The sequence below is a fragment of the Geobacillus genomosp. 3 genome (genome assembly GCF_000445995.2).
Lineage (GTDB): Bacteria > Bacillota > Bacilli > Bacillales > Anoxybacillaceae > Geobacillus.
In genome coordinates, this window is record NC_022080.4 from 183,814 (window position 1) to 209,078 (window position 25,265).

The 25,265-nt window shown below is 51.9% G+C and carries 23 protein-coding genes and 1 pseudogene; 20 read left to right on the top strand and 4 right to left on the bottom strand.

What is annotated here, in order from left to right:
• Positions 1-382: 382 nt before the first annotated feature.
• Positions 383-994 (top strand): annotated as a pseudogene (locus tag M493_RS17980) (helix-turn-helix domain-containing protein); the annotation flags it as partial.
• Positions 966-2,126 (top strand): acyl-CoA dehydrogenase family protein, encoded by a 1,161-nt coding sequence (locus tag M493_RS01045; protein WP_020958424.1) that lies wholly within the window; start codon positions 966-968, stop codon positions 2,124-2,126. The pseudogene M493_RS17980 and the gene M493_RS01045, both read left to right, overlap by 29 nt.
• A gap of 62 nt (positions 2,127-2,188) precedes the next feature.
• Here M493_RS01045 and M493_RS01050 read toward each other — a convergent pair whose 3' ends face one another.
• A complete protein-coding gene (locus M493_RS01050) occupies positions 2,189-2,590 on the bottom strand; it encodes a DoxX family protein (RefSeq protein WP_020958425.1) in 402 nt (133 codons plus the stop codon).
• Between the two features lie 138 nt (positions 2,591-2,728).
• Here M493_RS01050 and M493_RS01055 point away from each other — a divergent pair, with 138 nt between their 5' ends.
• Positions 2,729-3,436 (top strand): DsbA family oxidoreductase, encoded by a 708-nt coding sequence (locus tag M493_RS01055; protein WP_020958426.1) that lies wholly within the window; start codon positions 2,729-2,731, stop codon positions 3,434-3,436.
• An 86-nt stretch (positions 3,437-3,522) separates the two neighbouring features.
• On the opposite strand, the gene M493_RS01060 is transcribed toward M493_RS01055, so the two are convergent.
• On the bottom strand, positions 3,523-3,987 hold the full coding sequence (locus tag M493_RS01060) for a DinB family protein (protein ID WP_020958427.1): 465 nt from the start codon (positions 3,985-3,987) through the stop codon (positions 3,523-3,525).
• A gap of 369 nt (positions 3,988-4,356) precedes the next feature.
• Here M493_RS01060 and ehuB point away from each other — a divergent pair, with 369 nt between their 5' ends.
• The 6 genes from ehuB (at position 4,357) to M493_RS01090 (ending at position 9,745) form a co-directional block, all read left to right on the top strand.
• Positions 4,357-5,229 carry an ectoine/hydroxyectoine ABC transporter substrate-binding protein EhuB gene (gene ehuB, locus M493_RS01065; RefSeq protein WP_023817424.1) on the top strand — a complete coding sequence of 291 codons (873 nt, stop codon included), beginning with the start codon at positions 4,357-4,359 and terminating at the stop codon, positions 5,227-5,229.
• A 56-nt stretch (positions 5,230-5,285) separates the two neighbouring features.
• Positions 5,286-5,957 (top strand): ectoine/hydroxyectoine ABC transporter permease subunit EhuC, encoded by a 672-nt coding sequence (gene ehuC, locus M493_RS01070; RefSeq protein WP_420480330.1) that lies wholly within the window; start codon positions 5,286-5,288, stop codon positions 5,955-5,957.
• On the top strand, positions 5,954-6,667 hold the full coding sequence (gene ehuD, locus M493_RS01075; protein ID WP_020958431.1) for an ectoine/hydroxyectoine ABC transporter permease subunit EhuD: 714 nt from the start codon (positions 5,954-5,956) through the stop codon (positions 6,665-6,667). Before ehuC ends, ehuD begins: the two co-directional genes overlap by 4 nt.
• Positions 6,668-7,438, top strand: a complete 771-nt coding sequence (gene ehuA, locus M493_RS01080) for an ectoine/hydroxyectoine ABC transporter ATP-binding protein EhuA (RefSeq protein ID WP_020958432.1) — start codon at positions 6,668-6,670, stop codon at positions 7,436-7,438. It begins immediately after the preceding gene.
• A gap of 106 nt (positions 7,439-7,544) precedes the next feature.
• Complete coding sequence (locus tag M493_RS01085) at positions 7,545-8,291, top strand: N-acetylmuramoyl-L-alanine amidase family protein (protein WP_020958433.1); 747 nt, start codon at positions 7,545-7,547, stop codon at positions 8,289-8,291.
• A gap of 125 nt (positions 8,292-8,416) precedes the next feature.
• Positions 8,417-9,745 (top strand): S8 family serine peptidase, encoded by a 1,329-nt coding sequence (locus M493_RS01090; RefSeq protein WP_020958434.1) that lies wholly within the window; start codon positions 8,417-8,419, stop codon positions 9,743-9,745.
• A gap of 18 nt (positions 9,746-9,763) precedes the next feature.
• Here M493_RS01090 and M493_RS01095 read toward each other — a convergent pair whose 3' ends face one another.
• Positions 9,764-11,725: an LTA synthase family protein gene (locus tag M493_RS01095; protein WP_020958435.1), complete on the bottom strand. Its 1,962-nt coding sequence runs from the start codon at positions 11,723-11,725 to the stop codon at positions 9,764-9,766.
• A 452-nt stretch (positions 11,726-12,177) separates the two neighbouring features.
• On the opposite strand from M493_RS01095, the gene M493_RS01100 reads away from it, so the two are divergent.
• From M493_RS01100 to M493_RS01120, 5 genes are all read left to right on the top strand, one after another.
• Positions 12,178-13,515, top strand: a complete 1,338-nt coding sequence (locus M493_RS01100; RefSeq protein WP_041267818.1) for a TrkH family potassium uptake protein — start codon at positions 12,178-12,180, stop codon at positions 13,513-13,515.
• Positions 13,516-13,955: 440 nt separating this feature from the next.
• The gene (locus tag M493_RS01105) at positions 13,956-14,936 is read left to right on the top strand and encodes a sporulation protein (RefSeq protein WP_020958437.1); all 981 of its coding nucleotides are present in this window, start codon (positions 13,956-13,958) and stop codon (positions 14,934-14,936) included.
• A gap of 150 nt (positions 14,937-15,086) precedes the next feature.
• Positions 15,087-15,593: a spore coat protein gene (locus M493_RS01110; protein ID WP_041267819.1), complete on the top strand. Its 507-nt coding sequence runs from the start codon at positions 15,087-15,089 to the stop codon at positions 15,591-15,593.
• Between the two features lie 122 nt (positions 15,594-15,715).
• Positions 15,716-16,657, top strand: a complete 942-nt coding sequence (locus tag M493_RS01115; protein ID WP_020958439.1) for an ROK family protein — start codon at positions 15,716-15,718, stop codon at positions 16,655-16,657.
• A 165-nt stretch (positions 16,658-16,822) separates the two neighbouring features.
• Positions 16,823-17,644: an undecaprenyl-diphosphate phosphatase gene (locus tag M493_RS01120; protein WP_020958440.1), complete on the top strand. Its 822-nt coding sequence runs from the start codon at positions 16,823-16,825 to the stop codon at positions 17,642-17,644.
• 187 nt (positions 17,645-17,831) lie between these two features.
• Here the strand turns inward: M493_RS01120 and M493_RS01125 are convergent, their stop codons facing one another.
• Positions 17,832-18,905: an undecaprenyldiphospho-muramoylpentapeptide beta-N-acetylglucosaminyltransferase gene (locus M493_RS01125; protein WP_020958441.1), complete on the bottom strand. Its 1,074-nt coding sequence runs from the start codon at positions 18,903-18,905 to the stop codon at positions 17,832-17,834.
• Positions 18,906-19,266: 361 nt separating this feature from the next.
• Here M493_RS01125 and M493_RS01130 point away from each other — a divergent pair, with 361 nt between their 5' ends.
• The 6 genes from M493_RS01130 (at position 19,267) to M493_RS01155 (ending at position 25,175) form a co-directional block, all read left to right on the top strand.
• Positions 19,267-19,995, top strand: coding sequence for a polysaccharide deacetylase family protein (locus M493_RS01130; protein ID WP_020958442.1), 729 nt, complete (start codon positions 19,267-19,269; stop codon positions 19,993-19,995).
• 10 nt (positions 19,996-20,005) lie between these two features.
• Positions 20,006-20,602: a DedA family protein gene (locus tag M493_RS01135; protein ID WP_020958443.1), complete on the top strand. Its 597-nt coding sequence runs from the start codon at positions 20,006-20,008 to the stop codon at positions 20,600-20,602.
• Between the two features lie 12 nt (positions 20,603-20,614).
• On the top strand, positions 20,615-21,757 hold the full coding sequence (locus tag M493_RS01140) for an MGDG synthase family glycosyltransferase (protein ID WP_020958444.1): 1,143 nt from the start codon (positions 20,615-20,617) through the stop codon (positions 21,755-21,757).
• A gap of 159 nt (positions 21,758-21,916) precedes the next feature.
• Positions 21,917-23,011, top strand: a complete 1,095-nt coding sequence (locus tag M493_RS01145) for a D-alanine--D-alanine ligase (RefSeq protein ID WP_020958445.1) — start codon at positions 21,917-21,919, stop codon at positions 23,009-23,011.
• 15 nt (positions 23,012-23,026) lie between these two features.
• Positions 23,027-24,403 (top strand): UDP-N-acetylmuramoyl-tripeptide--D-alanyl-D-alanine ligase, encoded by a 1,377-nt coding sequence (locus tag M493_RS01150; RefSeq protein ID WP_020958446.1) that lies wholly within the window; start codon positions 23,027-23,029, stop codon positions 24,401-24,403.
• Between the two features lie 73 nt (positions 24,404-24,476).
• On the top strand, positions 24,477-25,175 hold the full coding sequence (locus M493_RS01155) for an alpha/beta hydrolase (RefSeq protein ID WP_041267820.1): 699 nt from the start codon (positions 24,477-24,479) through the stop codon (positions 25,173-25,175).
• The last annotated feature ends 90 nt before the right edge of the window (positions 25,176-25,265 follow it).

The following is a 25,265-nucleotide window of genomic DNA, read 5'->3' on the forward strand; positions in this document are numbered from 1 at the left end:
AGCAAGCCATCTGCCTCCGTCATGCTGTTGCGAAAATGCAACAAGCGGTTTAGATGTTTTATGGGTGAAGCGCAACACTTTGTATTGAACTGTTGTAGTTTTGCAACAAATCGTTGTTGTTTCGCAACAAAAAAGCAGGTAAGATGAAGCATAGGGACGATTATTTTTGAATATTCGAAATCATTATTCGTGGCACAAAAATTGCTTAAGTAGAATAATGAAGGCGGAAGGGCAGGAATGGTGATGAAGGTGGAAGACGCAATGACAAGAACCGAAACGGCTATTTTTGAAAGCGATCTCCTTGGACGTGCGGCTCGCGCGTTGGCTGAGCACGGGCTCGACGGTGTCATCGTATGCAACAGCGAAGGAGGAATAGCCGGAGATGATTCATCAAGGAGCGGAAACGGGCAATACATTGATCGATCGTCTCCGCAGTGCCGATCATTGAGGAAGATGGGCGAGCCAAGCGGGCTGCCGTGTATGTCAAAGATATGACCGAGATGGAGCAGCTCCGCGCTGAACTCGAAGAGACGAAGCGGCTTCTCCATACGTTAAGCCGGTGGGAAGGCGATGACCTTATTTACCAGGCGCCGGCGATGGCCTACCGCTTATGTTTGCTGACGGGGCGCTTGCGGCGATGATGGACTACCATTGGCCCGGGAACGTTCGCGAGCTCGTCAACGCCATCGAGCGCATGTTTGTAACGTCTGCCGCGCCGGTCGTTGACGAAGACCATGTGGTGAAATGGCTTTACCTTGAGGCGCTGCCGACCGCCAATCCGGTATCAATCGGGGAGATCGTCCCGCTCAAACAAGCGGTGGCAGACGTTGAGCGCCAGTTGACCATCCAAGCGCTCTACCGTGTGCGCACGTATCGGCGGGCGGCTAAGCTGTTAGGCGTCGATGCTTCGACACTCGCGCGCAAAGCGCAAAAATATGGAATCCGATCATCGGGAGGGGAAGACGATGGATTTTACATTGCCAGCCGAGATTGAGTTTTTAAAAGAAAATGTTCGTAAATTTGTGAAGGAAGTCGTTGAGCCGGTGGCGATGGACATTGAAGAAAACGACCAAATTCCAGAAGACATTATTGAAAAATCGAAAGACATGGGGCTGTTCGGCTTAAGCATTCCTGAAGAGTACGGAGGCCTTGGTTTGTCGATGGTCGACAAATGCGCCATTTACGAAGAGCTCGGCAAAACGCATAACGGCTACACCACATTAATCGGCGCCCATACTGGCATCGGCACGGTCGGCATCGTCGAGCTCGGCACTGAAGAACAAAAGCGGCGCTACTTGCCGAAAATGGCGACAGGCGAATGGATCGGCGCCTTCGCTTTAACCGAGCCGAGCGCCGGCTCAAACGCTGCCGCTTTGAAAACGACCGCCGTCCGCAAAGGTGACCGCTATATCATTAACGGCTCGAAGCATTACATCACCAATGCGATTGACGCCCACGTATTTACGGTGATGGCGGTCACCGATCCGTCGAAAGGCCCGAAAGGCATTACGTCGTTTATCGTGGAAAAAGATTTCCCCGGCTTTATCGTCGGTAATGTCGAGCGGAAAATGGGACTGCGCGGATCGCATTCGGCCGAGCTGTTTTTTGACAACTTGGAAGTGCCGGTCGAAAACGTGCTCGGAAAAGAAGGCGAAGGGTATGTCAACGCTCTCAAAATCCTTGCCAACGGCCGCGCGGGTCTCGCCGCCCGCAATCTCGGCTCCTGCATCCGTCTGCTCGAATACTGCATGGAATACGCCGAACAGCGCGAGCAGTTCGGCAAGCCGATCATTGAGCAGCAAGCGATCCAGCATATGCTCGCAGAGATGAGCATGTTGATTGAAGTGCTGCGCTCTACCGTCTACCGCGTCGCCTGGATGGTCGACCAAAAGATGCGTGTCGTTAAAGAAGCGGCCATTGCCAAACTGTTCGGCTCGGAAGTGTACAACAAAATCGCCGATCTTGCCGTGCAAATCCACGGCGGCCTCGGCTACATGAAAGATTACCCGATCGAACGCTATTTCCGCGATGCCCGCATCACGAAAATTTACGAAGGCACTTCGGAAATCCAACGCAACATCATCGCGAGCGAACTGCGGAGAGAATACGGAAAAGTGCGGGTATAAACGAGAAGGGCTGACCCAAAACGCACTCGCGTTTTGGGCCAGCCCCCTTCTTTTTTGTCCTTTTATCTTCGTACGCGTTGGACTACGGCTTCTAACGACCAAAGCCGGCTGCCGTTTAGCCACAAATAAATCGACATAGCGAGCAAAGCGAGATTGAATTCATAGCCTGTTTCCCGGCCGTTGCCAAGCAAGCCGGCGTCTGTTTTGGCGGTGGCGATCGCCCCGATCATGATGATGGCAAACGCCGCCGCAATCGGGCGCGTGCCAAGGCCGAGCATCATCGCCCAGCCGCCGGCAAGCTCCACAATCGTCACGATGTAGGCGAGCGGGCCAGGAAGCCCCATCGCCGCAAACGAATCCGCCGCTTCCTCAAGCCCCCGCTGCCATTTCACCCAGCCATGGGCGAAAAAGATGAACCCGGTGACGATCCGCAGCAGAAAGGCGCCTAGTTCACGGGAATGCATCGGTTTCTTCCTCCTTGTCCAGACAGCATGGTAGTACAATGTATGCGGGCGGGTCCGCTCCCATGCCTTTCGTTAGCCATTTGACTGTCCATGGGCTACAATGGAGGGGAAGCGCGTCAAAAGTAGAGGAGGATGGCCATGAAAATTGAAGTATGGTCCGATTTTGTCTGCCCGTTTTGCTATATCGGCAAACGCCGATTGGAACAGGCGCTCGAGCAGTTTCCGCACCGGGAAAACGTCGAGATTGTCTTTCGCAGCTTTGAGTTGGATCCGAATGCGAAAAAAGAAACGCCCTTGACGATTCATGAAATCATCGCCAACAAATACGGCATTTCGCTCGAAGAAGCGAAGCGGGCGAACGCCGATATCGGCCGGCAGGCGGAGGCGGTCGGCTTGACGTTCCGCTTTGAAACGATGAAGCCGACGAATACGTTTGACGCCCACCGGTTGGCGCAATACGCCAAGGAAAAAGGGAAGCTGAACGACATGGTGGAACGACTGTTTTATGCGTATTTTACGGAGTCGAAGTTCATTAGCGACCGCGATGTGTTGCTTGCGCTCGCCGAAGCGGCCGGGCTTGACCGGACGGAAGCCGAAGAGGTGTTGGCCGGCAGCCGTTACACAGAAGAGGTGCGCCGCGATGAGGAAGAAGCGGCGGCGTTGGGCGTCCGCGGTGTGCCGTTTTTCGTTCTAAACCGGAAGTATGCCGTCTCCGGCGCTCAGCCGGTGGAGGTGTTCCGCCAGGCGCTTGAGAAAGTATGGGAGGAAGAACAACAAACTTCCCCGCTGCAGCCGCTGGCGACCGACCAAGGCGGGACGTGCACCGACGAAGGGTGCTCGATTTAAGAGGAGAAATCAAAAGGAAAAGCCGGTTAGGGATGCCTAGCCGGCTTTTTTTTCGAAGCCTCATAATGAAACAAAGGGGAAGAAGATTAGCCCCGTTTCACAAACAGCGGCAAGTCTGTATGCCCCATGCCGCGGACGTAGACGAACAGCTGGCCTTTATGATGAATTTCGTGGTCCATCGCCATCTGCAAAAACTGCTTGGCCGGAATTTGGACGCCGAAGATGGAGGTCAAATCGAGCATCCGGTCGAAATCGTCATCGCTCATCGATTCGATGAGCTGCTTCGTTTTTTCCGTATACGTTTCCGCCAGCTTGGCCAAATTCGTCTCGGGATCCTCGATTTTTTGCCCAAACAGCGCCGGATCGCCGTGTTTGGCCGCATTGGCGAAGCTGTAAAAGCTAAACAGCATATGCGTCGCCAACTGCTTCGCTGGCATTGACGTCGGCGTCGGTTTGTAACCATAGTGCGCTTCATCGATTTTGTTGATCAGTTCCAACGTGACATGACGGTGCGAAAGGAAATATTGCACCCATTGTTGTGCGCGGGACATCGTGATCACTCTCCTCTCGGTCAACGATCCTTTTCCATTGTATCACAATAAAACCATGTCTCATAAATAATGCGCTTTCTTCGCGAACAGTATGGTCACGGAAGTGCTGTATAAATAGCGAAAAAAGGACAGGGGCGAATGTTCATAATAGAACATGAGCAAGATTTAGGAGCATATAAAAGGATTTTGGATGATATGCTAGCAATTTGGAAGAAACAGAATCATTTGCTAGCAAACGAATTCATATCCGACGTTATCGAATTTTAAGAATTGATATGCAATTTGATCAACGGCTAAAACGATTGTTACAATGTTTGCTGTACCCTATTTTACTCATTTTTTCCTTAATCATACTAGAAAAGGAGGACGATGTTGGTGAAAAGGATAGGGGTAACGGTGTTGTTGCTTATGCTTGCTTTAGTTGGGTGCAGTTCGTCTGATACGGCGGGATCGGGTGACAGTCGACTCGAAGAGCTCCGGGAAAAAGGAGTGGTGTATGTGGGATTTGCGAATGAAAAACCGTATGCTTATGAGGAAAATGGTGAATTAAAAGGAGAAGCAGTCGATATTGCGAAAGAGATTTTTCAACAACTGGGGATTGAAAGAATCGAAGGTCGGCTTGCAGAGTTTAATGAGCTAATACCGGGGTTGAATGCTGGCAAATTTGATGTCATCACGGCAGGAATGGCGATTTTGCCAAACCGGTGTGAACGAGTCGATTTTGCGGAGCCGGAATATCAAGTCGGCGATGCGTTAGTTGTGAAAAAAGGGAACCCGAAAAATCTCCATAGCTATGAAGATATTGCCAAGCAGCCGGATACGAAAATTGCAGTTATGTCAGCTTCGATGGAAGTGGATTATTTAAAACAATCCGGTGTGAAAGATGAACAAATCGTGCTTGTTCCTGATATTCCTGCGGTTATGGATGCTGTGAAAACCGGACGGGCGGATGCGGCGACAGGAACTCAGTTGACGATGAAAAACGCGCTGCAGTCAGCAGGTGAAGAAGGACTAGAACTAGTCAGCGATTTCAAGCAGCCTGATGTGGAAGGGATCCCAAGCTACGGAGCAGCTGTTTTCCGTCAGGATGATGATGAGTTAAGAGAGGCGTACAACAAAGAGCTGCAAAAATTGAAGGAGTCAGGGGAATTGCTGAATATTTTGCAAAAGAATGGATTCGGGGAGGAAAATCTTCCGGGGGATATGACGACGGCGCAATTGTGCGGAAACGCCACGCAGTAAACATCATCAAATGATTTTAACATAGGAAAGGGTGAGCGGTTATTTCCGTTCAAGACATTGTCGATGTGTTTCAAGTTCTTTCTAAAGGGATTCAAACGACTTTGCTTCTGTTACTGACTTCCGCCGTGTTGGCGTTCATCATTGCGGTGATGGCCGGGCTGGGAAGGCTGGCTAAATCCCGTTGGATCCGGTGGACTATTAGGGTGTATGTGGAATTTTTTCGCGGCACTTCGTTGGTCGTGCAGCTATTTTGGGTGTATTATGCCTTACCCATGCTTGCACAGGCGCTTCCGTTTTTGCCGCCGCTAAACCTCTCATCATTTTGGGCGGGAGTCATTGCCATTTCGCTGAACTACGGTGCGTATGCGTCTGAGACGGTCCGTAGTTGCATCTTAGCCGTTGACCGCGGGCAGCATGAGGCAGCGATTGCTCTCAATATGACCCGTTTTCAGCGAATGAGGTTGATCATTCTGCCTCAGGCCGTGCGGATGATGCTCCCTGATTTTGGGAACAACTTTATTCAAATGTTAAAATCGACTTCTCTCGTTTCACTTATCGGGCTGACCGATATTACATATGCAGGGATGGTTTTCCGCAACAATCATATTGACCTTGGCATTCTTACTTTCGCTATGATGCTCATATTCTATTTCTTATTGGCGCTTCCGTTTATTTGGATGACCCGGCGGGCGGAACAGTCGGTATCGAGAGGGGTGGCAAGCCGATGATATGGGATTGGAATGTGGCGAAAGATGTATTCCCATTGATTTTTCAAGCGATGTGGTTGACGTTAGGCCTCACATTAGCTTGCTATGCCGTTTCATTAATTCTCGGAATCGGATGGATACTGCTGCGGCGGATACCGTGGGCATGGTGCAGATGGGCAGTCACCGCGGTGATGGAGTTTATCCGTTCGACCCCTCCGCTTGTCCAATTGTACTTTTTGTTTTATGCTTGGCCGCTTGTTCCGCACGTCGGGGTGACGTTATCTCCTGTTGCAGCAGCGATCATCGGGCTAGGGGTGCATTACAGCACATATACAGCTGAGGTGTACCGTTCTGGCATTGATGCCGTTGATAAAGGGCAGTGGGAGGCAGCTGTTGCATTGAATTTTTCCCGGGTGCGTACATGGACGAAAATTATTTTGCCGCAGGCGATTCCTCCTATCATCCCTATGCTTGGAAATTACTTAATTATTATGTTCAAAGAGATTCCGACTACCGCCTCGATTGGGGTGATGGGGATGATGTTGACGGCGAAAATGTATGGGGCGCAACATTGGGTATATCTCGAACCGTTCACGATCGTTGCCTTTTTCTTCTTGGTGATGAGCTATCCATCTTCTTTGTTGATTCAGTACCTTGAAAAGAAAATGAATCGACGGCTGGATAAAAAGGAAATATTGCGTCAACAGAAACAGAAGGGAGTGATTGCATAAATGAAAACGATGGTGCGTTACAAGGATGTCCGAAAATCGTTTGGAAAAACGGAAGTGTTAAAAGGGATTAATCTGGAGATTGCCGAGGGGGAGAAAGTAGCATTAATCGGCCCAAGCGGTTCAGGCAAGACAACGTTAATCCGCATGTTAATGACGTTAGAACAACCGACATCTGGCTTCATTGAAGTAGATGGAACACCGTTATGGCATATGAACATCGACGGGCGGGTTATACCCGCCAATGAAAGGCATTTGCGGCATGTCAGAAAGAATATAGGGATGGTCTTTCAACACTTTAATTTGTTCCCGCATATGACAGTGCTTGAAAATTGTACTGTTGCACCCATTCATGTACTTGGATTGTCTAAGCAGGAGGCAAAGGAACGGGCCGTAACAATGCTCGAGAAAGTAAAGCTCGGCGATAAGTTGGATGTTTATCCTGCACAATTATCCGGGGGACAAAAGCAACGGGTGGCGATGGCAAGAGCGCTAGTCATGCGCCCAAAAGTGATGCTCTTTGATGAGGTGACCTCTGCGTTAGACCCAGAGCTGGTCGGCGAGGTATTGGAAGTGATTCGCGAACTGGCACACGAAGGGAAAATGACGATGATGTTGGTCACTCATGAGATGGAGTTTGCCCGGGAGGTCGCTGATCGCATCGTGTTTTTAGACAATGGCTATATTGTGGAAGAAGGGTCACCTGAACAAATTTTTGCACGTTCTAAAAACAAGCGATTGAAGCAATTTTTAAGCCGGTTTCGTGTCAGCTAAACTGTGCACGTGTTCGTTCATGTAGGCATTTGCCGGTTTCCTTTTGGTGCCATCGCTTATATGATATAGTAACGGCGAAGCGATGATCACCAATAGGAGGATAGATATGCCCAAAATTTTCATCGACCCCGGCCACGGGGGAATAGATACCGGCGCAGTCGGCAACGGGCTGCAGGAGAAAGATATTACGTTATCGATTGCACTTGAGATGCGCCGCCTGCTGCAAAGTGAGTATGAAGGGGTTTTGATCCAGCTGAGCCGCATGAGCGATGAAACGGTGTCGCTTGAGGAACGGACGAACCGAGCCAACCGTTGGGGGGCTGATGTTTATGTGTCCATCCACGTGAATGCGGGCGGTGGCACGGGATATGAGGATTACATTTACCATGAGTTGTCGAGAAATTCCCGAACGGCCCGCATTCGCGATGTGCTGCATGAAGAAATCATCCGGGCGACGCGATTTCGCGACCGCGGCAAAAAAGAAGCGAATTTCCATGTGCTAAGGGAAACGACAATGCCTGCCGTGTTGACGGAAAACGGGTTTATCGACCATAAGGAGGACGCGGAAAAGCTAGCTGACCCCAATTTTTTACGGACGATTGCCCGCGGCCATGTGAACGGCCTTGAGCGAGCGCTCGGATTGCGGAAGAAACCGAATGCCCCGAACAATCCTCCGCCAAGCAGGCCGGATGAGGGGGACGGGCGGGCGCCAAGCGGAAGCTATTTGACGCGCGTCATCGTTGACGGGACGCAAGTCGGGGCGTTTGCCGAGCCGGACAATGTGTTGCGCCAAGTTGAGCATTATTTAGGAAAAGCGGAGCGAATTGTGCTTGAGAAGGTCGAGGATGAATAGACACGCCTGCCTGGTGTCAGCCCAGGCAGGCGTTTTTTCGTTCATACGTCCTAATCAAAACGCCGCTTCCTTCACTCTCTATATGTCATATGAGTATAGCAACAAACAAAGGGAGGAGGAAGGCGATGTTTGGTTATTCGATCGTGCAGCTCGCCCGCCGTCATGCGAGACGGCTTGACCGTCCGCTCCGTCATAAGCTTGTGAATATGTATAAACCAATGACGCGCATGCCGTGCATTTTTCACCGCTGGATAGAGCGATGGCTACGCAAATGGAAAACCGTTTCCGTTTTGATCGAGGTTGAAGACAGCGAGGGCGTTGAGGCGTTAGTCAAGGCGGAGCGGGATCATTTCCGCATGAAAATGCACCACCATTTCCGCCATGTCCCGATTTATAGCGCGCGGGTGACACCGGCGGCGCTTGAGCAGCTGCTCGAGCATCCGAAAGTGAAAAAAGTATACCTCAACCGGCAAGTGAAGGCGCTGTTAAACAATGCAGTGCCATCGGCACAGGCGAAACATGTGGCTGTCAACGGGACGGAATTAAGCGGCAAAGGGGTGACGATCGCCATTGTCGACACAGGCATTTACCCGCACCCGGATTTAGAAGGAAGGATTACCGCCTTTGTCGATTTTGTCAATGGACGCACGGCGCCGTATGATGACAACGGGCATGGTACGCATTGCGCCGGCGATGCGGCGGGAAATGGGCGCATGTCGGACGGGCTGTACGCCGGGCCGGCGTACGAGGCGAACGTTGTTGGCGTGAAAGTGCTCGACCGTTCGGGGAGCGGGACGTTGGAAACGATTATGCGTGGCATTGAATGGTGCCTTGATTACAACGAGCAAAACCCGGCGGGGCGGATCAACATTATTTCATTATCGCTCGGTGGGGAGCCGCAGCCGTTTCCGACCGAAAATGACGACCCGCTCGTGCAGGTGGCGGAGCGGGCGTGGGAGCACGGCATTGTCGTCTGCGCGGCAGCGGGGAATGAAGGGCCAAGTTACGGCACGATTGCCAGCCCGGGCATTAGCGACCGCATCATTACAGTGGGAGCCCTTGATGACCGCGATACGGCGGCGACACGCACAGATGATGAGGTGGCCCCGTTTTCGAGCCGGGGGCCGACCGAGTATGGAGTGGCAAAACCGGATCTCGTCGTTCCAGGGGTCAACATTATATCGCTTCGCGCCCCACGCTCATTTCTTGACAAGCTGAATAAGCAAAGCCGGGTCGGTGATCATTATATATCGATGTCCGGCACGTCGATGGCGACGCCGATTTGCGCCGGCATTGTCGCCTTAATGCTCGAGGCGAGACCGGGGGCAACGCCGGATGAAGTTAAGCAGGCGTTAAAAGACGGCGCCGATTTATGGAAAGGACGCGACCCGAACGTCTACGGAGCCGGCTATGTCAACGCCAAACGCGCTGTGGAGCTTCTGCTGCAGCGCTAGAAAAAAAGAGGGAAGCGCTTATGGTGCGCTTCCCTCTTCATTTTCGCGGTTATTGTAATCGTACTTCGACGGGTCGATCGGCTTGAAGCCTTTCGGAGTGTAGAACCGGAGCAAATCGCCGTACACGACTTTATCGGACAAATCGAGTTTTGTTTGGGCGATTTGTTCAAGACGTTGAATTTCCGGTGTCTCTTCGAGCGGTGCGCCCGTTTTCGTATCATAGTATTTGCCATTAACCGCTGTTACTTCCGGTGTGACAAAGTCCCCGTTGCGGAACGGGATGATTTCCTGATGGTCAGGCGACAGCAAGTCCGTTCCAAAGTGGACATAATTTTTCGTATCGATGCCAAGCAAATGTAACAAAGTCGGCAACAAGTCGATTTGGCCGCCGAACTCGTGAATCGTACCACCTTTGACGCCCGGGACATGGATGAACAGCGGCACCCGTTGCAACTGGGCGTGCTCATGCGGCGTAATTTCCTTGCCTAAAATTTGCGACATGGCTTTGTTATGGTTTTCGGAAATGCCGTAATGGTCGCCGTATAAAATGATGACTGAGCGGTCGTACAGACCGGATTTTTTCAAGTAGTCAAAGAACTCTTTGACGGCCTCATCCAAGTAGCGGGCCGTTTGGAAGTAACGGTCGACCGAGCCGTCTCCCGTCGTTGCCGGCGCGATCGTCGCGTCTTCTTCGCTGATCGGGTACGGGAAGTGGTTCGATAATGTAATGAACTTCACGTAGAACGGCTCTTTCAACGTTTCTAACAGCGGGATCGATTCCCGGAAGAACGGTTTGTCTTTCAACCCGTAGTTTAAGACGTCTTCGTCTTTCATGCTGTAGTAGCTGGCGTCAAAGAAATGATCGAACCCGAACGATTTGTAAATTTCATCACGGTTCCAGAACGATTTGTAGTTGCCGTGAAAAACCGCGCTTGTGTAACCGTATTGGCGCAAAATGGCCGGTGCCGCATGGTACGTATTTTGCCCTTTTGTCGTGAAGACGGCCCCTTGCGGCAGGCCATAGAGCGAGTTTTCGAGCATAAACTCCGCGTCCGATGTTTTCCCTTGACCCGTTTGATGGAAGAAGTTATCAAAATAGAACGTATTCGGATCACGGGTGAGCGAGTTTAAGAACGGGGTGACCTCTTCCCCGTGCAATTTGTAGTGAATAACAAAGTTTTGCAGCGACTCCAAGTGAATGTAAATCACATTTTTTCCTTTCGCCACACCGAAATATTTCGGATTCGGCTCAGCGTACGTCGCCTGCACATGGTTCAATACGGTCGTGATGTCACTTTTGTTCGCGAACGCCCGCTGTGTCGACGATTTCATACTTTGGATCGCGTCGTAAATCAAGTAGTTGTATACACCTAAATATTTGACGATATAGTTGCGGTCAAACGTTCTTGTCAACAGCTGTGGGCGGTCGGCTTCCGCAAGCGCCAAGTTGACGCTGAACAATAAAATGGCCGAGGCAAAAATAACGCCTTTTTTGATACGGCCGGCGCGCACTGGCGGGAGCGAGAACCGTTTCGAGAATACGATGACCGCTAAAATGATCGTATCCAAGAAATAGAACATATCATACCATCTAAGCAGCTCCCAAATGCTGCCGCCAAGATCGCCGAAGTTTTTCGTTTGCGTCAACGTCGGCAACGTAATAAAATCGCTGAAAAAGCGGTAATAGACGATATTCGCGTATAAAATAAACGACAAAATGAAATTAATAGTAACGAGCTGCTTATACACCCGCGTTTCCCTGGCTAAGAGTGCTAAACCAAGGAAAAACACCGCCGAACTAATCGGGTTGATAAACAGCAAAAACTCCTGCATGGAGTTGCTGATGCCAAGGTTAAATTCCGCTAGATAGGCAGCGTACGTCTTCAGCCAAAACAGGAGCACGGCGAAAATAAAAAAACCAATATATTGGTTAGGGAGAGAACGGCATTTTGTTAACAGCTTTTCTCCAATCGCTTTCACGTCCTCTTCTCCTCCTTTGCCTCATATTCTCGGAAGATCCATTCTATATTTCTATGAACAGCAGCTGCACATAGCAGCCAACATTTTGTCCTTACATCATTTTACATTGGAACGTCTCCATGTCAAGTAGCATAATACGTCTTTTGCCAAAAGTCAATGGAATGTTTTTTAAGGATTGACGGGCGCCCCCTTCCTTGCCACCTCGTTTCCCTGTATGGCGATGGACTGCCACTCATATAGACGAATGGAAATCGAAAAGGTTTCAACTGCCCTTCTGAAAACGTCCCGATGCGCGTGGCCATGCCCTTTACCCATTTTATTAGACAACGAGGACATTATGATAAAAATTGTTGGCTGTACCGGAATCGGCTTGTTTTTGGTATATTTTTTCTATGCATCATCCACAAACTATAAGGAAGAACTGGATGAAGGGAAAGAGGTAAGCCATGCCAATGAATCCGAAAGGCAAATTTTTTGATCCGCCGAAAATTCTCGTGTCTGGATTTGCGCTCATTATTTTCATTGGAGCGCTGCTGTTGACGCTTCCTGTTGCGACCGTCGATGGAAGAGGGATGCCGTTTTTAGACGCGTTGTTTACAGCGACTTCGGCGACGTGCGTAACCGGACTTGTCGTCGTCGATACCGGGACGACGTTTACCCTGTTTGGCCAGCTCGTCATTTTGACGCTCATTCAAGTCGGCGGGCTCGGATTTATGACGTTTGCGACGCTGTTTGCCTTTTTGCTTGGCAAACGCATTTCGTTGAAAGAGCGGCTCATCCTCCAAGAGGCGCTCAACAATTTGACGATCGAGGGCATCGTCCGTCTTGTCAAACGCATTTTCCTTTTTACTGTTGTGATCGAAGGGATCGGCGGGGTGCTGCTCTCGATCCGCTTTGCCTTTGACATGCCGCTCGGCCGGGCGATTTACTTTGGCTTTTTCCATGCGATTTCGAACTTTAACAACGCCGGGTTTGATTTAATGGGCGAGTTCCGCAGCTTGACCGGCTACGTGGACGATCCGGTCGTCAGCCTTGTTGTGCCGATTTTGATTATTTTAGGCGGAATCGGCTTTATCGTCATGAATGAAGTGTACGAGTATAGACAGACGCGCCGCCTTTCCCTCCATACGAAGGTCGTCGCCATTACGACGGCATGGCTGCTAGTGGCCAGCATGGCGCTGATTTTGCTGCTTGAGTGGGACAACCCGAAGACGATGGGGCCGCTGTCGCTGTCAGGAAAGTTTTTGTCGGCGTTTTACCAGGCGGTCACTCCGAGAACAGCGGGGTCTAATACACTCAATATCCCGGATTTGACACAACCGACGCTGTTTTTGATCATTTTCCTCATGTTTGTCGGCGCTTCCCCCGGTTCAACAGGCGGGGGGATCAAAACGACGACATTCGCGACATTGCTCGGTGCGGTATGGTCGCAAATTCGCGGAAAAGAGGATGTCATTTTATTCCGGAAACGGATCGTGTACGATACGGTGTACAAGTCGCTGACCGTGACAATGAGCGGGCTGTTTATCGTCATGTTTGTCACGATGGTGTTGACGATCACTGAGAGCGGAAAAGACTTTCTCATGATTTTATTCGAAGCGACGTCGGCGTTTGGAACCGTCGGGCTGTCGATGGGACTGACTCCGGAGTTGTCTCCGTTAGGAAAGGTGATCATTATCTTGACGATGTTTGCCGGCCGCGTCGGCCCGCTGACGATCGCGTACGCGGTCACGCTGCGCCGCCAGCCGGATCCGTTCCGGTACCCGAAAGGAAAAATTATGATTGGGTAAGGTTAAAGTTGACATACATTTTTGCATACCCAAACGGCATTTATTTTGCACTTTCTCTTAAATTATGAAAAAAGATATAGTCATCGCGACATTGCCGTACCATTTGCGGGAATAATGTCGAGAAAAGGGGAAACATTTCCCTGGAAATCGACGCGTGTCGAATGGCGGGAAAGTCCCCCTCTCCGTACGAAATTGCCTATCGTACGAGGGATTCATAATAGAAGCGTTGTTGCTCCGGGATCGCTCTGTCGATAGATTCACCCGAGTCGGCTTATCATTGAGGTATATAGTGTCGAAAATGGGAATGATGAAAAAGCGACGATGCTTTCAATGGCTGTGTTGATCGCCCCAAGGTCGATCAAGTGATGTCGGTGACACCATGTTGGCGGCTTGTTCGTAATTCAAGGGTGACATGAGGATGAAAAAAGGAGAGAGGCACGATGTGGAAAAAGTTTTTATCGAAGCTCGGCATTGGCGCTGCAAAAGTGGATCTCGCGCTGCATCGCCCGCATGTGCGCCTTGGTGAAACGATGGAAGGAGAGTTTTTGTTGGAAGGCGGTTCGGTCGCCCAACAAATCCGCAAGCTGGAAGTGGTGCTTCAGCTTGACGTAGAGGCAGGCGGCAAGACATACCGCCGTCGGGCAGCTGTCATCCCGGTGGCCTCGTCGTTTACGATTCAGCCTGGCGAGCGGAAAGTGCTGCCGTTTTCGTACACACTGCCGCTCCATTTGCCGATCAGCCGCCCGACCGTGCGCTATACGTTCGTGACTCATCTCGATATTGCGGATGGAGCTGATGCGTACGACCAAGACGCCATTCACATTTTGCCGCCGACAGCCTTGGAGCAAGTGTTTTCCGCTTTGGCAGCCTTAGGTTTTCGCGAGAAACCGGCATCCGGGACCATTACACCGTACGGACAGGAATTTTCATTCTTTCCAACGGGCGAATTTCAAGGGATCGTCCAGGAAGTCGAGTTTTTTGCCCTTGCCGAAGAGCAAGGGGTGCGCCTTCATCTGGAAATGGATGTCCGCAGTGGTTGGGGAGGCGAACGCGAGATCAGGCAGGAGTTGGTTATTTCGAACGACCAGCTTCGTGATCCGGCGACTGCAGCCGGTTTATTGAAAGAAGCAATCGACGGGGCTGTGCGCGCGGCTGGAGCCGCCCAGCCATCCGGACATCCATGGATGGCGCCGCATTCGCCAATCCCCGGCCATCCGTCCGGCCGTTATTCATCCATCCATCATTCGCGCCATGGCGGACATGGATGGTCCGGCGCCATTGGCGGATTCGCGGCTGGCATGTTGGCGGGGATGGTGGCGGAAGAGCTGCTCGACGATGCCCTTGATGATGTGGCCGACGGTCTGGATGTTGATGACTGGTTTGATGGTGGCGATGGGTTTGATGGCGGGGATTGGCTGTAAACGGGATGGAAAAAGGTGTTTCGCTTGGGCGGAACGCCTTTTTTGCCGATGCGGAAGGCCCGTACAATGGTGACCGTTTCCTTTTCATAGGCATATAACAGTAAATGGAAATGGGCTGATAAAAAATGAGGGGGAAATGTGATGAACCATATGCATGGGCAAATGCACGGCCATCGCCATTTGGCATGGCACGAAACGTTGGAGCTGCATGAATTGATCGCTTTTCAGGCCAACGCGTTAATGAAAATGAAAAAGGCTGTCGGCAAGATCGATTGTCCTGAGCTCAAAGGGCTTTATACGGAAACGATTCAAGGATTGGAAACGAACTTGCGTGAGCTGCTTGCCTTCATCCCGGCGGCGCCGATGATGGAAGAAAGCCGCGACCATGATGATGGCGACCGGGCCTTGCATGCGGGCGACTTGCTTGGCTTTGCGAAAACGTCGGTGCGCAATTACGCCGCTGTCATCACGGAAACGGCTACGCCCGTATTGCGGAAGACGTTTGTCAAGCACTTGCTGAAGGCGATTGAAACGCATGAAAAGGCGTTCAACTACATGCATGAACGCGGCTATTACCCGGCATACGACCTCGCTCAGCTGCTGCATAACGATGTCCGCAATGCGCAAAAGGCGCTGTCAATGGGATATGAGCGATGATGGAAGCGATCCGCCCCCGCCCAACGGGGCGGTTTCTTTCCTTGCGGCAGGGAGGAGCGGATGATTGGATAACGAATACATAAAGCACGGGAACAGTGAAAAGAATGGAGGAGGCGCCATCGATGCGTTGCTATATCGTTTTCGACATTGGGGGCACGTATGTGAAACATGCCGTCATAAACGAGCACGGCGATTTTTTGGAAAAGGGGCGCTATCGTTCAGAGCGTCATGACTTTCAACGATTTCGCGACGACTTGCTTCGCGTCGTCCGCCAAGCGCAGGCGAATTACAAACTTTCCGGCATTGCGATCAGTTCGGCAGGCAGCGTTGACAGCGACATCGGCATCATCGGCGGAAGCAGTGCCTTGCCGTGCATTCACGGCCCCAACTTTAAAGCCGTATTCGGCGGGGAGACGGGGCTGCCGGTGGAGCTGGAAAATGATGCGAACTGCGCGGCGCTTGGCGAATTATGGAAGGGGGCGGGCCGGGGGTGCCGTGACATCGTCTTTGTCATCGTCGGCACCGGCATCGGCGGAGCGATCGTGAAAGACGGACGCATTCATAAAGGAGCGCACTTGCACGGCGGAGAGTTTGGCTATATGTTGATGGATGTCCGTTATGCAAACGGAACCGTTGAATGCAAAACATGGAGTGAGCTGGCGGCGACGAGTGCGCTGATCCGGATGGTGGCCGAGGAAAAAGGGATGCAAGAAAGTGAATTGGACGGAGAAAAAGTATTTGCGTTGGCAGAGGGCGGCGATGAAGCCGCGCAAAAGGCGATCGACCGATTTTACTTCGCCTTGGCGCAAGGCATTTTTAATTTGCAGTATGCGTACGATCCGGAAAAAATCATTGTCGGCGGGGGCATTAGCAGCCGTCCCGATTTCGTCGGTGAAATCAACAAGCGGCTTTCCGCGCTGCTGTCGGTTGTTTCGATCGCGAAAGTCCGCCCCGTTGTGGAGGCGTGCCGCTTCAAAAACGATGCGAACTTGCTCGGCGCTTTATACCATTACCTAGAACGGCGCGGGGAGCTGGGGGCGGGCCCATTTCCGCCCGTTGACTGATGACTTGGCGCTCTTCCCGGTATAACGCCCATCCAAAAAAGCGCGGGTAGTAGAAACGAATGATTTGTAGTACAATAGAGCAGGCGCGGCCGAAGCGGGGTGTTATTTCGCCCGCCCGGCCCATATGTATAAAAAGGACGACCCCGCGCAGAAAGGATGGAACGAATGCACTGGATCGAGCTGTTGAAGGCGGTTATGTTAGGGATGGTCGAGGGGCTGACCGAGTTCGCCCCTGTGTCTTCGACCGGGCATATGATCATTGTGGACGATCTTTGGCTGAGATCGACTGAGTTTTTAGGCAAGTACGCGGCGAATACATTTAAAGTTGTCATCCAGCTCGGCTCGATTTTGGCCGCCGTTGTGGTGTTTAAAGACCGATTTCTCGATTTGCTTGGTTTCCGCGGCCGCCATCCGGGCGGGAAACCGCGGCTGACGCTCATTCACGTCATCATTGGCCTACTTCCGGCCGGGGTGCTCGGCGTGTTGTTTGAAGACTACATCGATGAACATTTGTTCTCGACCAAAACAGTGCTGATCGGCCTTGTGCTCGGCGCGCTGCTCATGATCGCCGCTGACAAATTCGCGAAAAGGGTTGCGCGGGCGCAGACGGTCGACCACATTACATACAAACAGGCGTTTCTCGTCGGGTTGGTGCAATGTTTATCGTTATGGCCGGGCTTTTCCCGCTCCGGTTCAACGATCGCCGGTGGGGTGCTCGTCGGCATGAGCCATCGCGCTGCGGCCGATTTCACGTTCATTATGGCTGTCCCGATCATGGCCGGGGCGAGCGGGCTGTCGCTGTTGAAAAACTGGCAGTACGTTACGGCCGCCGACATCCCGTTTTTCATCGTCGGATTTTTGAGCGCCTTCGTCTTTGCTTTGCTGGCGATCCGCTTTTTCCTGCAGCTTATCAACCGCATCCGTCTCGTGCCGTTTGCCGTGTATCGGATCGTGCTGGCCGTTGTCATTTACTTCTTATACTTCTAATCATGCCGCCTGGTGGATCCACTCCATCGGGCGGTTTTGATTGAACGGAAATTACGTTGAAATGGGTGAAAAAGAAAGGGGGACAAAGGAGAGAGTTTTTTCATTCATATTTGCAGAAAACATTTCTAAACGAGCGCAAACAACGAGGCTATGCCCCCCAACTATGTATGGGGCATAGCCTGTTTGTTTATCGTGCTGCGGTATCGTGAATGACCGCAAGCAATGTTTGCAGCGGGTCGCTTGTGTTGGTTTTCTCCATGTTTTTTTGATAGCGGTCTTTGTTTTCGTATAGGCGGCGAATGGCAGTATGGAGCGATTCGTTTGTCAAGTCTTCCTCCATCAACACTTCGGCATAGCCCGCATTTTCAAACGAGCGCGCGTTTAGGATTTGGTCGCCGCGGCTTGCCGCTTTCGAAAGCGGGATGAGCAGCATCGGCTTGCGCAAGGCGAGCAGTTCGAAAATGGCGTTCGCCCCGGCGCGGGAGACGACGATATCGGCCAGAGCCAACAAGTGCGGCAGCTCTTCGTTGACGTATTCGAACTGTTTGTATCCTTTTTGGTGCACAAGGCTTTGGTCGATGTTCCCTTTGCCGCAAATGTGAATGATGTCAAATTCGGCAAGCAGTGTCGATAAGTTGGCGCGCAAGGCGTCGTTGATTTTTTTCGAGCCTAAGCTGCCGCCCATCGCAAGCAACACCGGTTTTTTTCCGTCGAACTGGCACATCTGTCGTCCTTGGGCAGCGCTGCCGTGCTTCAGTTCCTCGCGGACGATAGCGCCGACGTAGACCGCTTTATCGGCGCTGACGTGTTGCTTCGTTTCCGGAAAGGTGAGGCAAATTTTCGTCGCAAATGGCATGGCGATTTTGTTTGCAAGGCCGGGCGTCAAGTCGGATTCATGAATGACCGACGGCACACCGTTCAGCCAGGCGCCGAGAATGACGGGAACCGAGACGAATCCGCCTTTGGAGAAAACGACGTCCGGCTTTTCTTTTCGGATGAGGTGGTACGCCTGAAAACCCCCCCTTAGTACGTTAAACGGATCTTTGAAGTTTTTCCAGTCAAAATAACGGCGCAGTTTTCCGGTCGAAACCGAATAGTACGGCACGCCGTCGATGCGGCCGATGATCTCCCGCTCAATTCCCTCGTGAGAGCCGATGTAGACGATGTCCCAGCCTTGTTCTTTTAGTTTCGGAATCAAGGCGACGTTGACCATCACATGGCCGGCTGTGCCACCGCCGGTTAAGACGATTTTCTTTCGCAATGCAAATCACCTGTCTTTTTTGCAATTATGGAAACATGGAATACCGTTGTTTCGCTCCATCCGATGAGCGGACACACTGGAGAACCGATCGCTCTTCGCACGTTCGGTGTCGTATACCGATATGTATTATAGCAGATGCCATATCATTTAGGGAGGAAACCGGGCAGCCTTGTATTTCGTACGAAGTGAAGAAAACTTGTACAAACCCGATCCTATAGGGCTAGCATTATTTTCCCGTTGTTTTTTTGTTCTGCTTCTATATGCTTATAAGTCTAGCAGTGTATTTATTTAAATAAAAGGCTAGCTTCCTATTTTCAAAGGAAGGAAATGTTGATAAAGTACTATCGAGAGGTGAAAGACGATGTTGGCATGGCTTGTTGGTTGTCTGCTTATTGGAATCGTCGTTTACGGGGTTGTGCCGACGATCGTCATTCGCAAAAAGCGGGTGCTGTTGTTTCGGGAAGGAACAGCCCCGGATTGTCTTGCTTTGACGTTTGATGACGGCCCTGACCCGTATTATACGCCAAAGCTGTTAGATTTATTAAAGAAATATGGCGTCAAGGCGACGTTTTTCGTCGTCGGCCGCAAAGCGGAGCGTTACCCGGATATTGTGCGGCGCATGGTGGAGGAAGGCCATGAAATCGGCATTCACAATTACCGCCATATGAGCAACTGGCTTTTGCCGCCGCTTTGGCTCGATTGGGGGGTGCGCCGCGCCGCTGCGGCGATTGAGCGGGCGACAGGCCAACGACCGGTTTATTACCGCCCGCCGTGGGGACATTTTAACGCATGGACGCCCATTGTGCAAAAACGGTATACGACCGTGTTATGGACGCATATTGTTGGCGACTGGAACGCCAAACTGGGGGCAATGGAGTTGTTCCGCCGGTTAAAAGAAGCAGTGCGCGGCGGAGCGGTCATTGTTCTTCACGACAACGGCGATGCATTAGGCGCTGACCGGCGCGCGCCGGAGCAAATGTTGTCAGCGCTTGAGCTGTTGCTGAAAGATGAAGCGGCGAAAAAGATGCGCTGGGTGACGATTACAGAAATGAGAAACGCGCAAACTAACAAACGAATCTCGTCGATGTGATGGGGGAGCCATGGAAACGAGTGTATGGTTGCCGTACGTTCAGTCGTACGGATATGTGATGCTGTTTTTGTTTTTATTTTGCGGCATTGTCGGCATCCCGGCGCCGGAGGAAAGTTTGCTTTTTTTCGTCGGTTTGATCGTCGCCAAAGAGCAGCTTTTGCTTTGGCCGTCGCTCGCGTCATGTTGGGGAGGAGCGATGGTCGGCATGGTGGCGGCGTATGGCGTCGGACGATGGTGGGGCGCGCCGTTTATGAAAAAGTACGGCAAATACGTCGGAATTACGGACGAACGGTGGGGGCGGGCCCAGCTTTGGTTCCGCCACTATGGGAAATGGGGCATTTTGTTCGGCTGTTATGCGCCAGGTGTCCGGCAAATCTGCCCGTATATGGCAGGAGTGAGCCGGTTTCCATTTCGGTCGTTTTTGCTGCTTGCGGCGTTCGGAACGGCCGGATGGGTCGCTCCGTTGATGTTCATTGGGTTGCTGCTCGGTCGCCATGTTCATATTCCCCTCGTTTCTTTTCCGCTTGTCGGATTGGCGTTGTTTTTGCTGTTTTTGCTTGTGGCGTGGATTGGGCAGCGGAGGCGCAAAAAATCTTTCGAAGGCTAAAGGGTGCGATCGATGATGAAAGTGTTGTTCTTGCCGTTGTTTCAAATGAACACGGGACACCATAAAGTCGCGGATACGCTGATCGATTTTTTGCGCCGCCAGTTTCCGGCGGTCGAAAGCAAAAAAATCGATTTTTTAAGCTATTGCAATGAGTTGATGGAAAAAATGGTGTCAGAAGCCTACTTGCGCTGGATTCGCTCACATCCCACTTCCTATCATCGCGTGTACAAAACGTTTATGTATCAAGAGCCACCGCGGTTCGAGTTTGTTTCATTTGAGCCGTGGCTGCCATATTTCGAAAGCAAAATGAAAAAAATGCTCGAGCAGGAACGGCCGGATCTGATCGTTTGCACCCACTCGTTTCCATCGCGCATTTTGCAGCAACTCAAGCGGAAACAGGCGCTGTTTGTTCCTGTGGTGAACGTCTATACCGATTTTTTCATGAACAGCGTCTGGGGAAAACGGTTTATCGATTATCACTTCGTCCCCCATCCAGAGGCGAAATGGGAGCTGGTCACAAAGTACGGGGTTGACGAGGGGCGCATCGTGGTCACAGGCATCCCGGTTCATGATGTGTTTATGAACACGGTGGAGACGCGGCGAAAGAGGCGGCCGATTCATATACTTGTCGCCGGCGGAAACCAGGGGCTTGGCAATATGATGGCTTTTTTGCGGGCGGCCCGGGCATCGACGCTGTTTCGTTATTCGGTGCTATGCGGCGCCAATCGCGAGTTGTACGACGAAATTGCCAGCTGGAAGCTCCCCCACATCCGTCCGCTCCCGTACATTGCCGATCCGCAAGAAATGAACCGGCTGTACGATGAGGTGGACGCGGTGGTGACAAAGCCGGGCGGGGTGACGGTGAGTGAACTGCTCCATAAGCGCATTCCGATGTTTACGATCGATTGTCTGCCGGGTCAGGAGCGCATCAATTTGCAATATTTGCAGCGGAACGGTTTGATTTACGATTTAGCTGAACCGAATGGCGGCGAGCAGAACATGTTCCGCTTGCTCAATGATGACGTCGAGAAAAACCGGTTTTTTCGCCGCGTGTCTGACTATTTCGCCGGGGTGGAGAAAACGGGACAAGAGGCGCTCGCTGAAATGGTGACAGCGATGCCGCGGCGGTTGGTTTGGCGTGTGCTTCACCCGTAGCGTAGGCCATCTAACGGACGTTAGATGGCATTTTTTGTGTTGGGCGGATGCACCAGAGGGGTGGCGAAACAAGCTGCACCGTACATATAAAATATCAGGCCGTTGGGTGCGAAACGTGATACAATAGGAACGATGGCCAAGGAAAGAGGAGGAACAAGGATGAGAACGAGAGTCGGAGTGTTGTACGGCGGGAAATCGCCGGAACATCAAGTGTCGTTGTCAACGGCGATGGCAGTGATGAACGCCATTGATCCTCATAAATTTGATGTGATTCCGATTTATATTACCCCTGAAGGACAGTGGATCAGAGGAAAACGATTGACTGGACCGGTCGAAGAAGTGAAACAGCTGCAGTTCACGTCGACAGCGACGGCTATGATCCCGGTATCTTTAAACCAGGTGCCGGCGTCGGAATCGTCGCCTGCGGACAGCGAGGAAACGATCGACGTCATCTTCCCGCTTTTGCATGGGCCAAACGGCGAAGACGGAACTGTACAAGGCCTGCTCGAAATGTTAAACCTCCCGTACGTGGGCAACGGCGTGCTTGCCTCGGCCGTCGGCATGGATAAGGTGATGATGAAAAACTTGTTTGCCCAAGCCGGGCTGCGCCAGGCGAAATATGTAGCGGTGACCAAATATGACTGGCAAAAAGGCGGGGAAGCCGTCTACGACCGGATCGAACAAGAGCTTGGCTACCCGTGCTTTGTCAAACCGGCCAATGCCGGATCGAGCGTCGGCATTTCGAAATGTAAACAGCGCGGCGATTTGCACCAAGCGTTTGCTCAGGCGTTTAAGTATGACCGGAAAATCATCATTGAAGAAGCGATCGTCGGCCGGGAGATCGAGATCGGCGTTATCGGCAATGATGAACCGATTTGTTCGGTCGTCGGAGAAATTGTGCCAAAAAAGGAATTTTACGACTATGAGGCGAAATATGAAGACGGGCAAACGGAATTAATTATTCCTGCCAAAGTGACGCCAGAGCAGTATGAGACGATCAAGGAAATGGCCATTGCCGCGTTTAAAGCGCTCGACTTGTCCGGGCTCGTGCGTGCCGACTTTTTCCTCGCCGAAGATGGCACGGTTTATATTAACGAAATCAATACGATGCCAGGATTTACGCCATACAGCATGTTCCCGCTTCTTTGGCAGCACAGCGGCGTGCCGTATCCGGAACTGATCGAGCGCCTCATTGCGCTGGCTCTAGAACGGCATCAAGAAAAGCAGACGATTACGTACACATTTGAAAAATAAAGAGGGTGAGAGCGGATGATGAAACGGACGGTGCGGCAAATTGCCGAGATGTCAGGCGGCCGTTGCGCGAAGCCGAAGTGGGAGATGATCGCCGTCAGCGGCGTATCGACGGACACGAGAACGATCCAAGCTGGCAACTTGTACGTTCCACTCATTGGAGCGAAGTTTAACGGCCACGCCTTTGTGAACGAGGCGGTGCAAAAAGGAGCGGCGGCAGTGCTATGGTCCGAAACGGAAGGGACGCCGCCGGAGAGTGTCCCGGCGATTGTCGTCGATGATACGCTTTCGGCGCTGCAGCGTCTCGCCGCCCGCTACCGCCAACAGCTCGGGTTGAAAGTCGTCGGCGTGACCGGCAGCAACGGCAAAACGACGACGAAAGATATGATCGCTGCTCTTCTTGCAGTCCAATATCGCGTGCAAAAAACAGAAGGGAACTTAAACAACCATATCGGCGTACCGCTCACGCTCCTCGCGCTCGATGAGGAAACGGACATTGCTGTCGTGGAAATGGGGATGAGCGGATTTGGCGAAATTGAGCGGCTCACCTCGATTGCCAAACCGGATGCGGCCGTGATCACAAATATCGGTGAATCGCACTTGCAGGAACTTGGCTCACGGGAAGGCATCGCCAAGGCCAAACTGGAAATTTTGGCGGGGGTGCACCGCGATGGTTTGTTCGTCTACCACGGCGACGAACCGCTGTTGGCTGAGCGGGTGCCGAACTTGTCTCTTCCCCGCCATGTCGCGACATTTGGAGCAGAGGAGAGAAACGACTACTACCCGACCGATGTGCGCATTGAAGCGGGGGGGACGTCATTTGCCATTAACGCGCTTCCGGATCGGACGCTCTTTATGCCGGTGTTGGGAAAACATCATGTATACAACGCGCTCGCGGCCATTGCGGTAGCTCGCTTTTTTGGCATCGGCTGGGACGGCATTGATGCGGCCTTGTCCCGTCTGCAAGTGACGCGCATGCGCACCGAAGTCGTTAAAACAAAGTATGGCTTCACGGTGATTAACGATGCTTACAATGCGAGTCCAACTTCAATGCGGGCGGCGTTAACGCTGCTTAGGGAACTGGGTGGCTATCGAAAAAAAATTGCGGTGCTAGGTGATATGCTTGAGCTTGGCGAAAAAGAAGCCGAGTTTCACGAAGAGATCGGGGCGATGCTGCGGCCGGAGATGGCGGATTACGTATTTGCTTATGGGCCGCTGGCGCACCATATTGCAGCGGCCGCCGCACCGTTTTTTGCCGATGGTCAGGTGCGGGCGTTCGACGATAAGGCGGCATTGGCCGAAGCGGTGCGTTCCGTCGCTTCTCCGGGCGATATCGTGTTGTTGAAGGCCTCGCGCGGGATGAAATTGGAAGAACTGCTCCGTCATTGGGTGTAAAATCGGTCGGGTGGAGGAAAAACTAAAAGCGGCGTCATCGGCGCCGCTTTTCACTCAGGCGGGGGTGGAGATGATGATCGGCTGTTTATGCATTCACGGGTTTACCGGCAACCCGGAAGAAGTGGCGCCGCTGGCTGATTATTTGCGGGAGCGGACCGATTGGGTCGTAGAAACGCCCACATTGCCTGGGCACGGGGACGAGTTGAGTCTCAAAGGGATTACATATGACCGATGGGTCGAAGCGGCTGAGCAAGCGTTCCAAGCGCTTTATCAGCGTTGTGATACGGTATATGTGATCGGTTTCTCGATGGGCGGGGTGATCGCTGTCAAGTTGGCGGAAAAATATCCGGTTGCCAGGCTCGTGCTGTTAAGTGCAGCATTTTATTACGTCAATCCGCGCCAATTGTGGTGTGACATCCGTGAGATGTTTGCCAACGGCTGGCGCGGAGCGCGGGAGCACCCGCTGTTTCTCCGTTACCGAAACAAAATGATAGCGACTCCGCTTTCAGCTGTCAGGGAATTTCACAAACTCGTCCGCTATGTACGTCCCCGTCTTCCGCATGTTCAGGCACCTGTACTCATCGTCCAAGGGGAAAAAGACGGGATTGTGCCGCCTAAAAGTGCCTATTATTTATATGAACGGATCGGTTCGCCCGAAAAAAAACTGCTGCTTTTGCCGAATTCGTATCACCACGTCTGTCATAGCGTCGACCGGCACACGCTGTTTGCCGAGACGGAAAAATTTTTGTGCGCCGCCTATCATTGCAAATGACGGCATAACATGGTATGATAACTGTCAAACCTTTCTCACGAATTTAGGGACGATTTTTTATAAGGAGTTTGGATAACATTGACGACATTT

What these genes read in the sequence shown, in the direction of transcription:
- M493_RS01045 (WP_020958424.1), top strand. Translation starts at nt 966, where the DNA reads ATGGATTTTACATTGCCAGCCGAGATTGAGTTTTTAAAAGAAAATGTT.
- M493_RS01050 (WP_020958425.1), bottom strand. Translation starts at nt 2,590, where the DNA reads ATGCATTCCCGTGAACTAGGCGCCTTTCTGCTGCGGATCGTCACCGGG.
- M493_RS01055 (WP_020958426.1), top strand. Translation starts at nt 2,729, where the DNA reads ATGAAAATTGAAGTATGGTCCGATTTTGTCTGCCCGTTTTGCTATATC.
- M493_RS01060 (WP_020958427.1), bottom strand. Translation starts at nt 3,987, where the DNA reads ATGTCCCGCGCACAACAATGGGTGCAATATTTCCTTTCGCACCGTCAT.
- ehuB (WP_023817424.1), top strand. Translation starts at nt 4,357, where the DNA reads ATGTTGGTGAAAAGGATAGGGGTAACGGTGTTGTTGCTTATGCTTGCT.
- ehuD (WP_020958431.1), top strand. Translation starts at nt 5,954, where the DNA reads ATGATATGGGATTGGAATGTGGCGAAAGATGTATTCCCATTGATTTTT.
- ehuA (WP_020958432.1), top strand. Translation starts at nt 6,668, where the DNA reads ATGAAAACGATGGTGCGTTACAAGGATGTCCGAAAATCGTTTGGAAAA.
- M493_RS01085 (WP_020958433.1), top strand. Translation starts at nt 7,545, where the DNA reads ATGCCCAAAATTTTCATCGACCCCGGCCACGGGGGAATAGATACCGGC.
- M493_RS01090 (WP_020958434.1), top strand. Translation starts at nt 8,417, where the DNA reads ATGTTTGGTTATTCGATCGTGCAGCTCGCCCGCCGTCATGCGAGACGG.
- M493_RS01100 (WP_041267818.1), top strand. Translation starts at nt 12,178, where the DNA reads ATGAATCCGAAAGGCAAATTTTTTGATCCGCCGAAAATTCTCGTGTCT.
- M493_RS01105 (WP_020958437.1), top strand. Translation starts at nt 13,956, where the DNA reads ATGTGGAAAAAGTTTTTATCGAAGCTCGGCATTGGCGCTGCAAAAGTG.
- M493_RS01110 (WP_041267819.1), top strand. Translation starts at nt 15,087, where the DNA reads ATGCATGGGCAAATGCACGGCCATCGCCATTTGGCATGGCACGAAACG.
- M493_RS01115 (WP_020958439.1), top strand. Translation starts at nt 15,716, where the DNA reads ATGCGTTGCTATATCGTTTTCGACATTGGGGGCACGTATGTGAAACAT.
- M493_RS01120 (WP_020958440.1), top strand. Translation starts at nt 16,823, where the DNA reads ATGCACTGGATCGAGCTGTTGAAGGCGGTTATGTTAGGGATGGTCGAG.
- M493_RS01130 (WP_020958442.1), top strand. Translation starts at nt 19,267, where the DNA reads ATGTTGGCATGGCTTGTTGGTTGTCTGCTTATTGGAATCGTCGTTTAC.
- M493_RS01135 (WP_020958443.1), top strand. Translation starts at nt 20,006, where the DNA reads ATGGAAACGAGTGTATGGTTGCCGTACGTTCAGTCGTACGGATATGTG.
- M493_RS01140 (WP_020958444.1), top strand. Translation starts at nt 20,615, where the DNA reads ATGATGAAAGTGTTGTTCTTGCCGTTGTTTCAAATGAACACGGGACAC.
- M493_RS01145 (WP_020958445.1), top strand. Translation starts at nt 21,917, where the DNA reads ATGAGAACGAGAGTCGGAGTGTTGTACGGCGGGAAATCGCCGGAACAT.
- M493_RS01150 (WP_020958446.1), top strand. Translation starts at nt 23,027, where the DNA reads ATGATGAAACGGACGGTGCGGCAAATTGCCGAGATGTCAGGCGGCCGT.
- M493_RS01155 (WP_041267820.1), top strand. Translation starts at nt 24,477, where the DNA reads ATGATCGGCTGTTTATGCATTCACGGGTTTACCGGCAACCCGGAAGAA.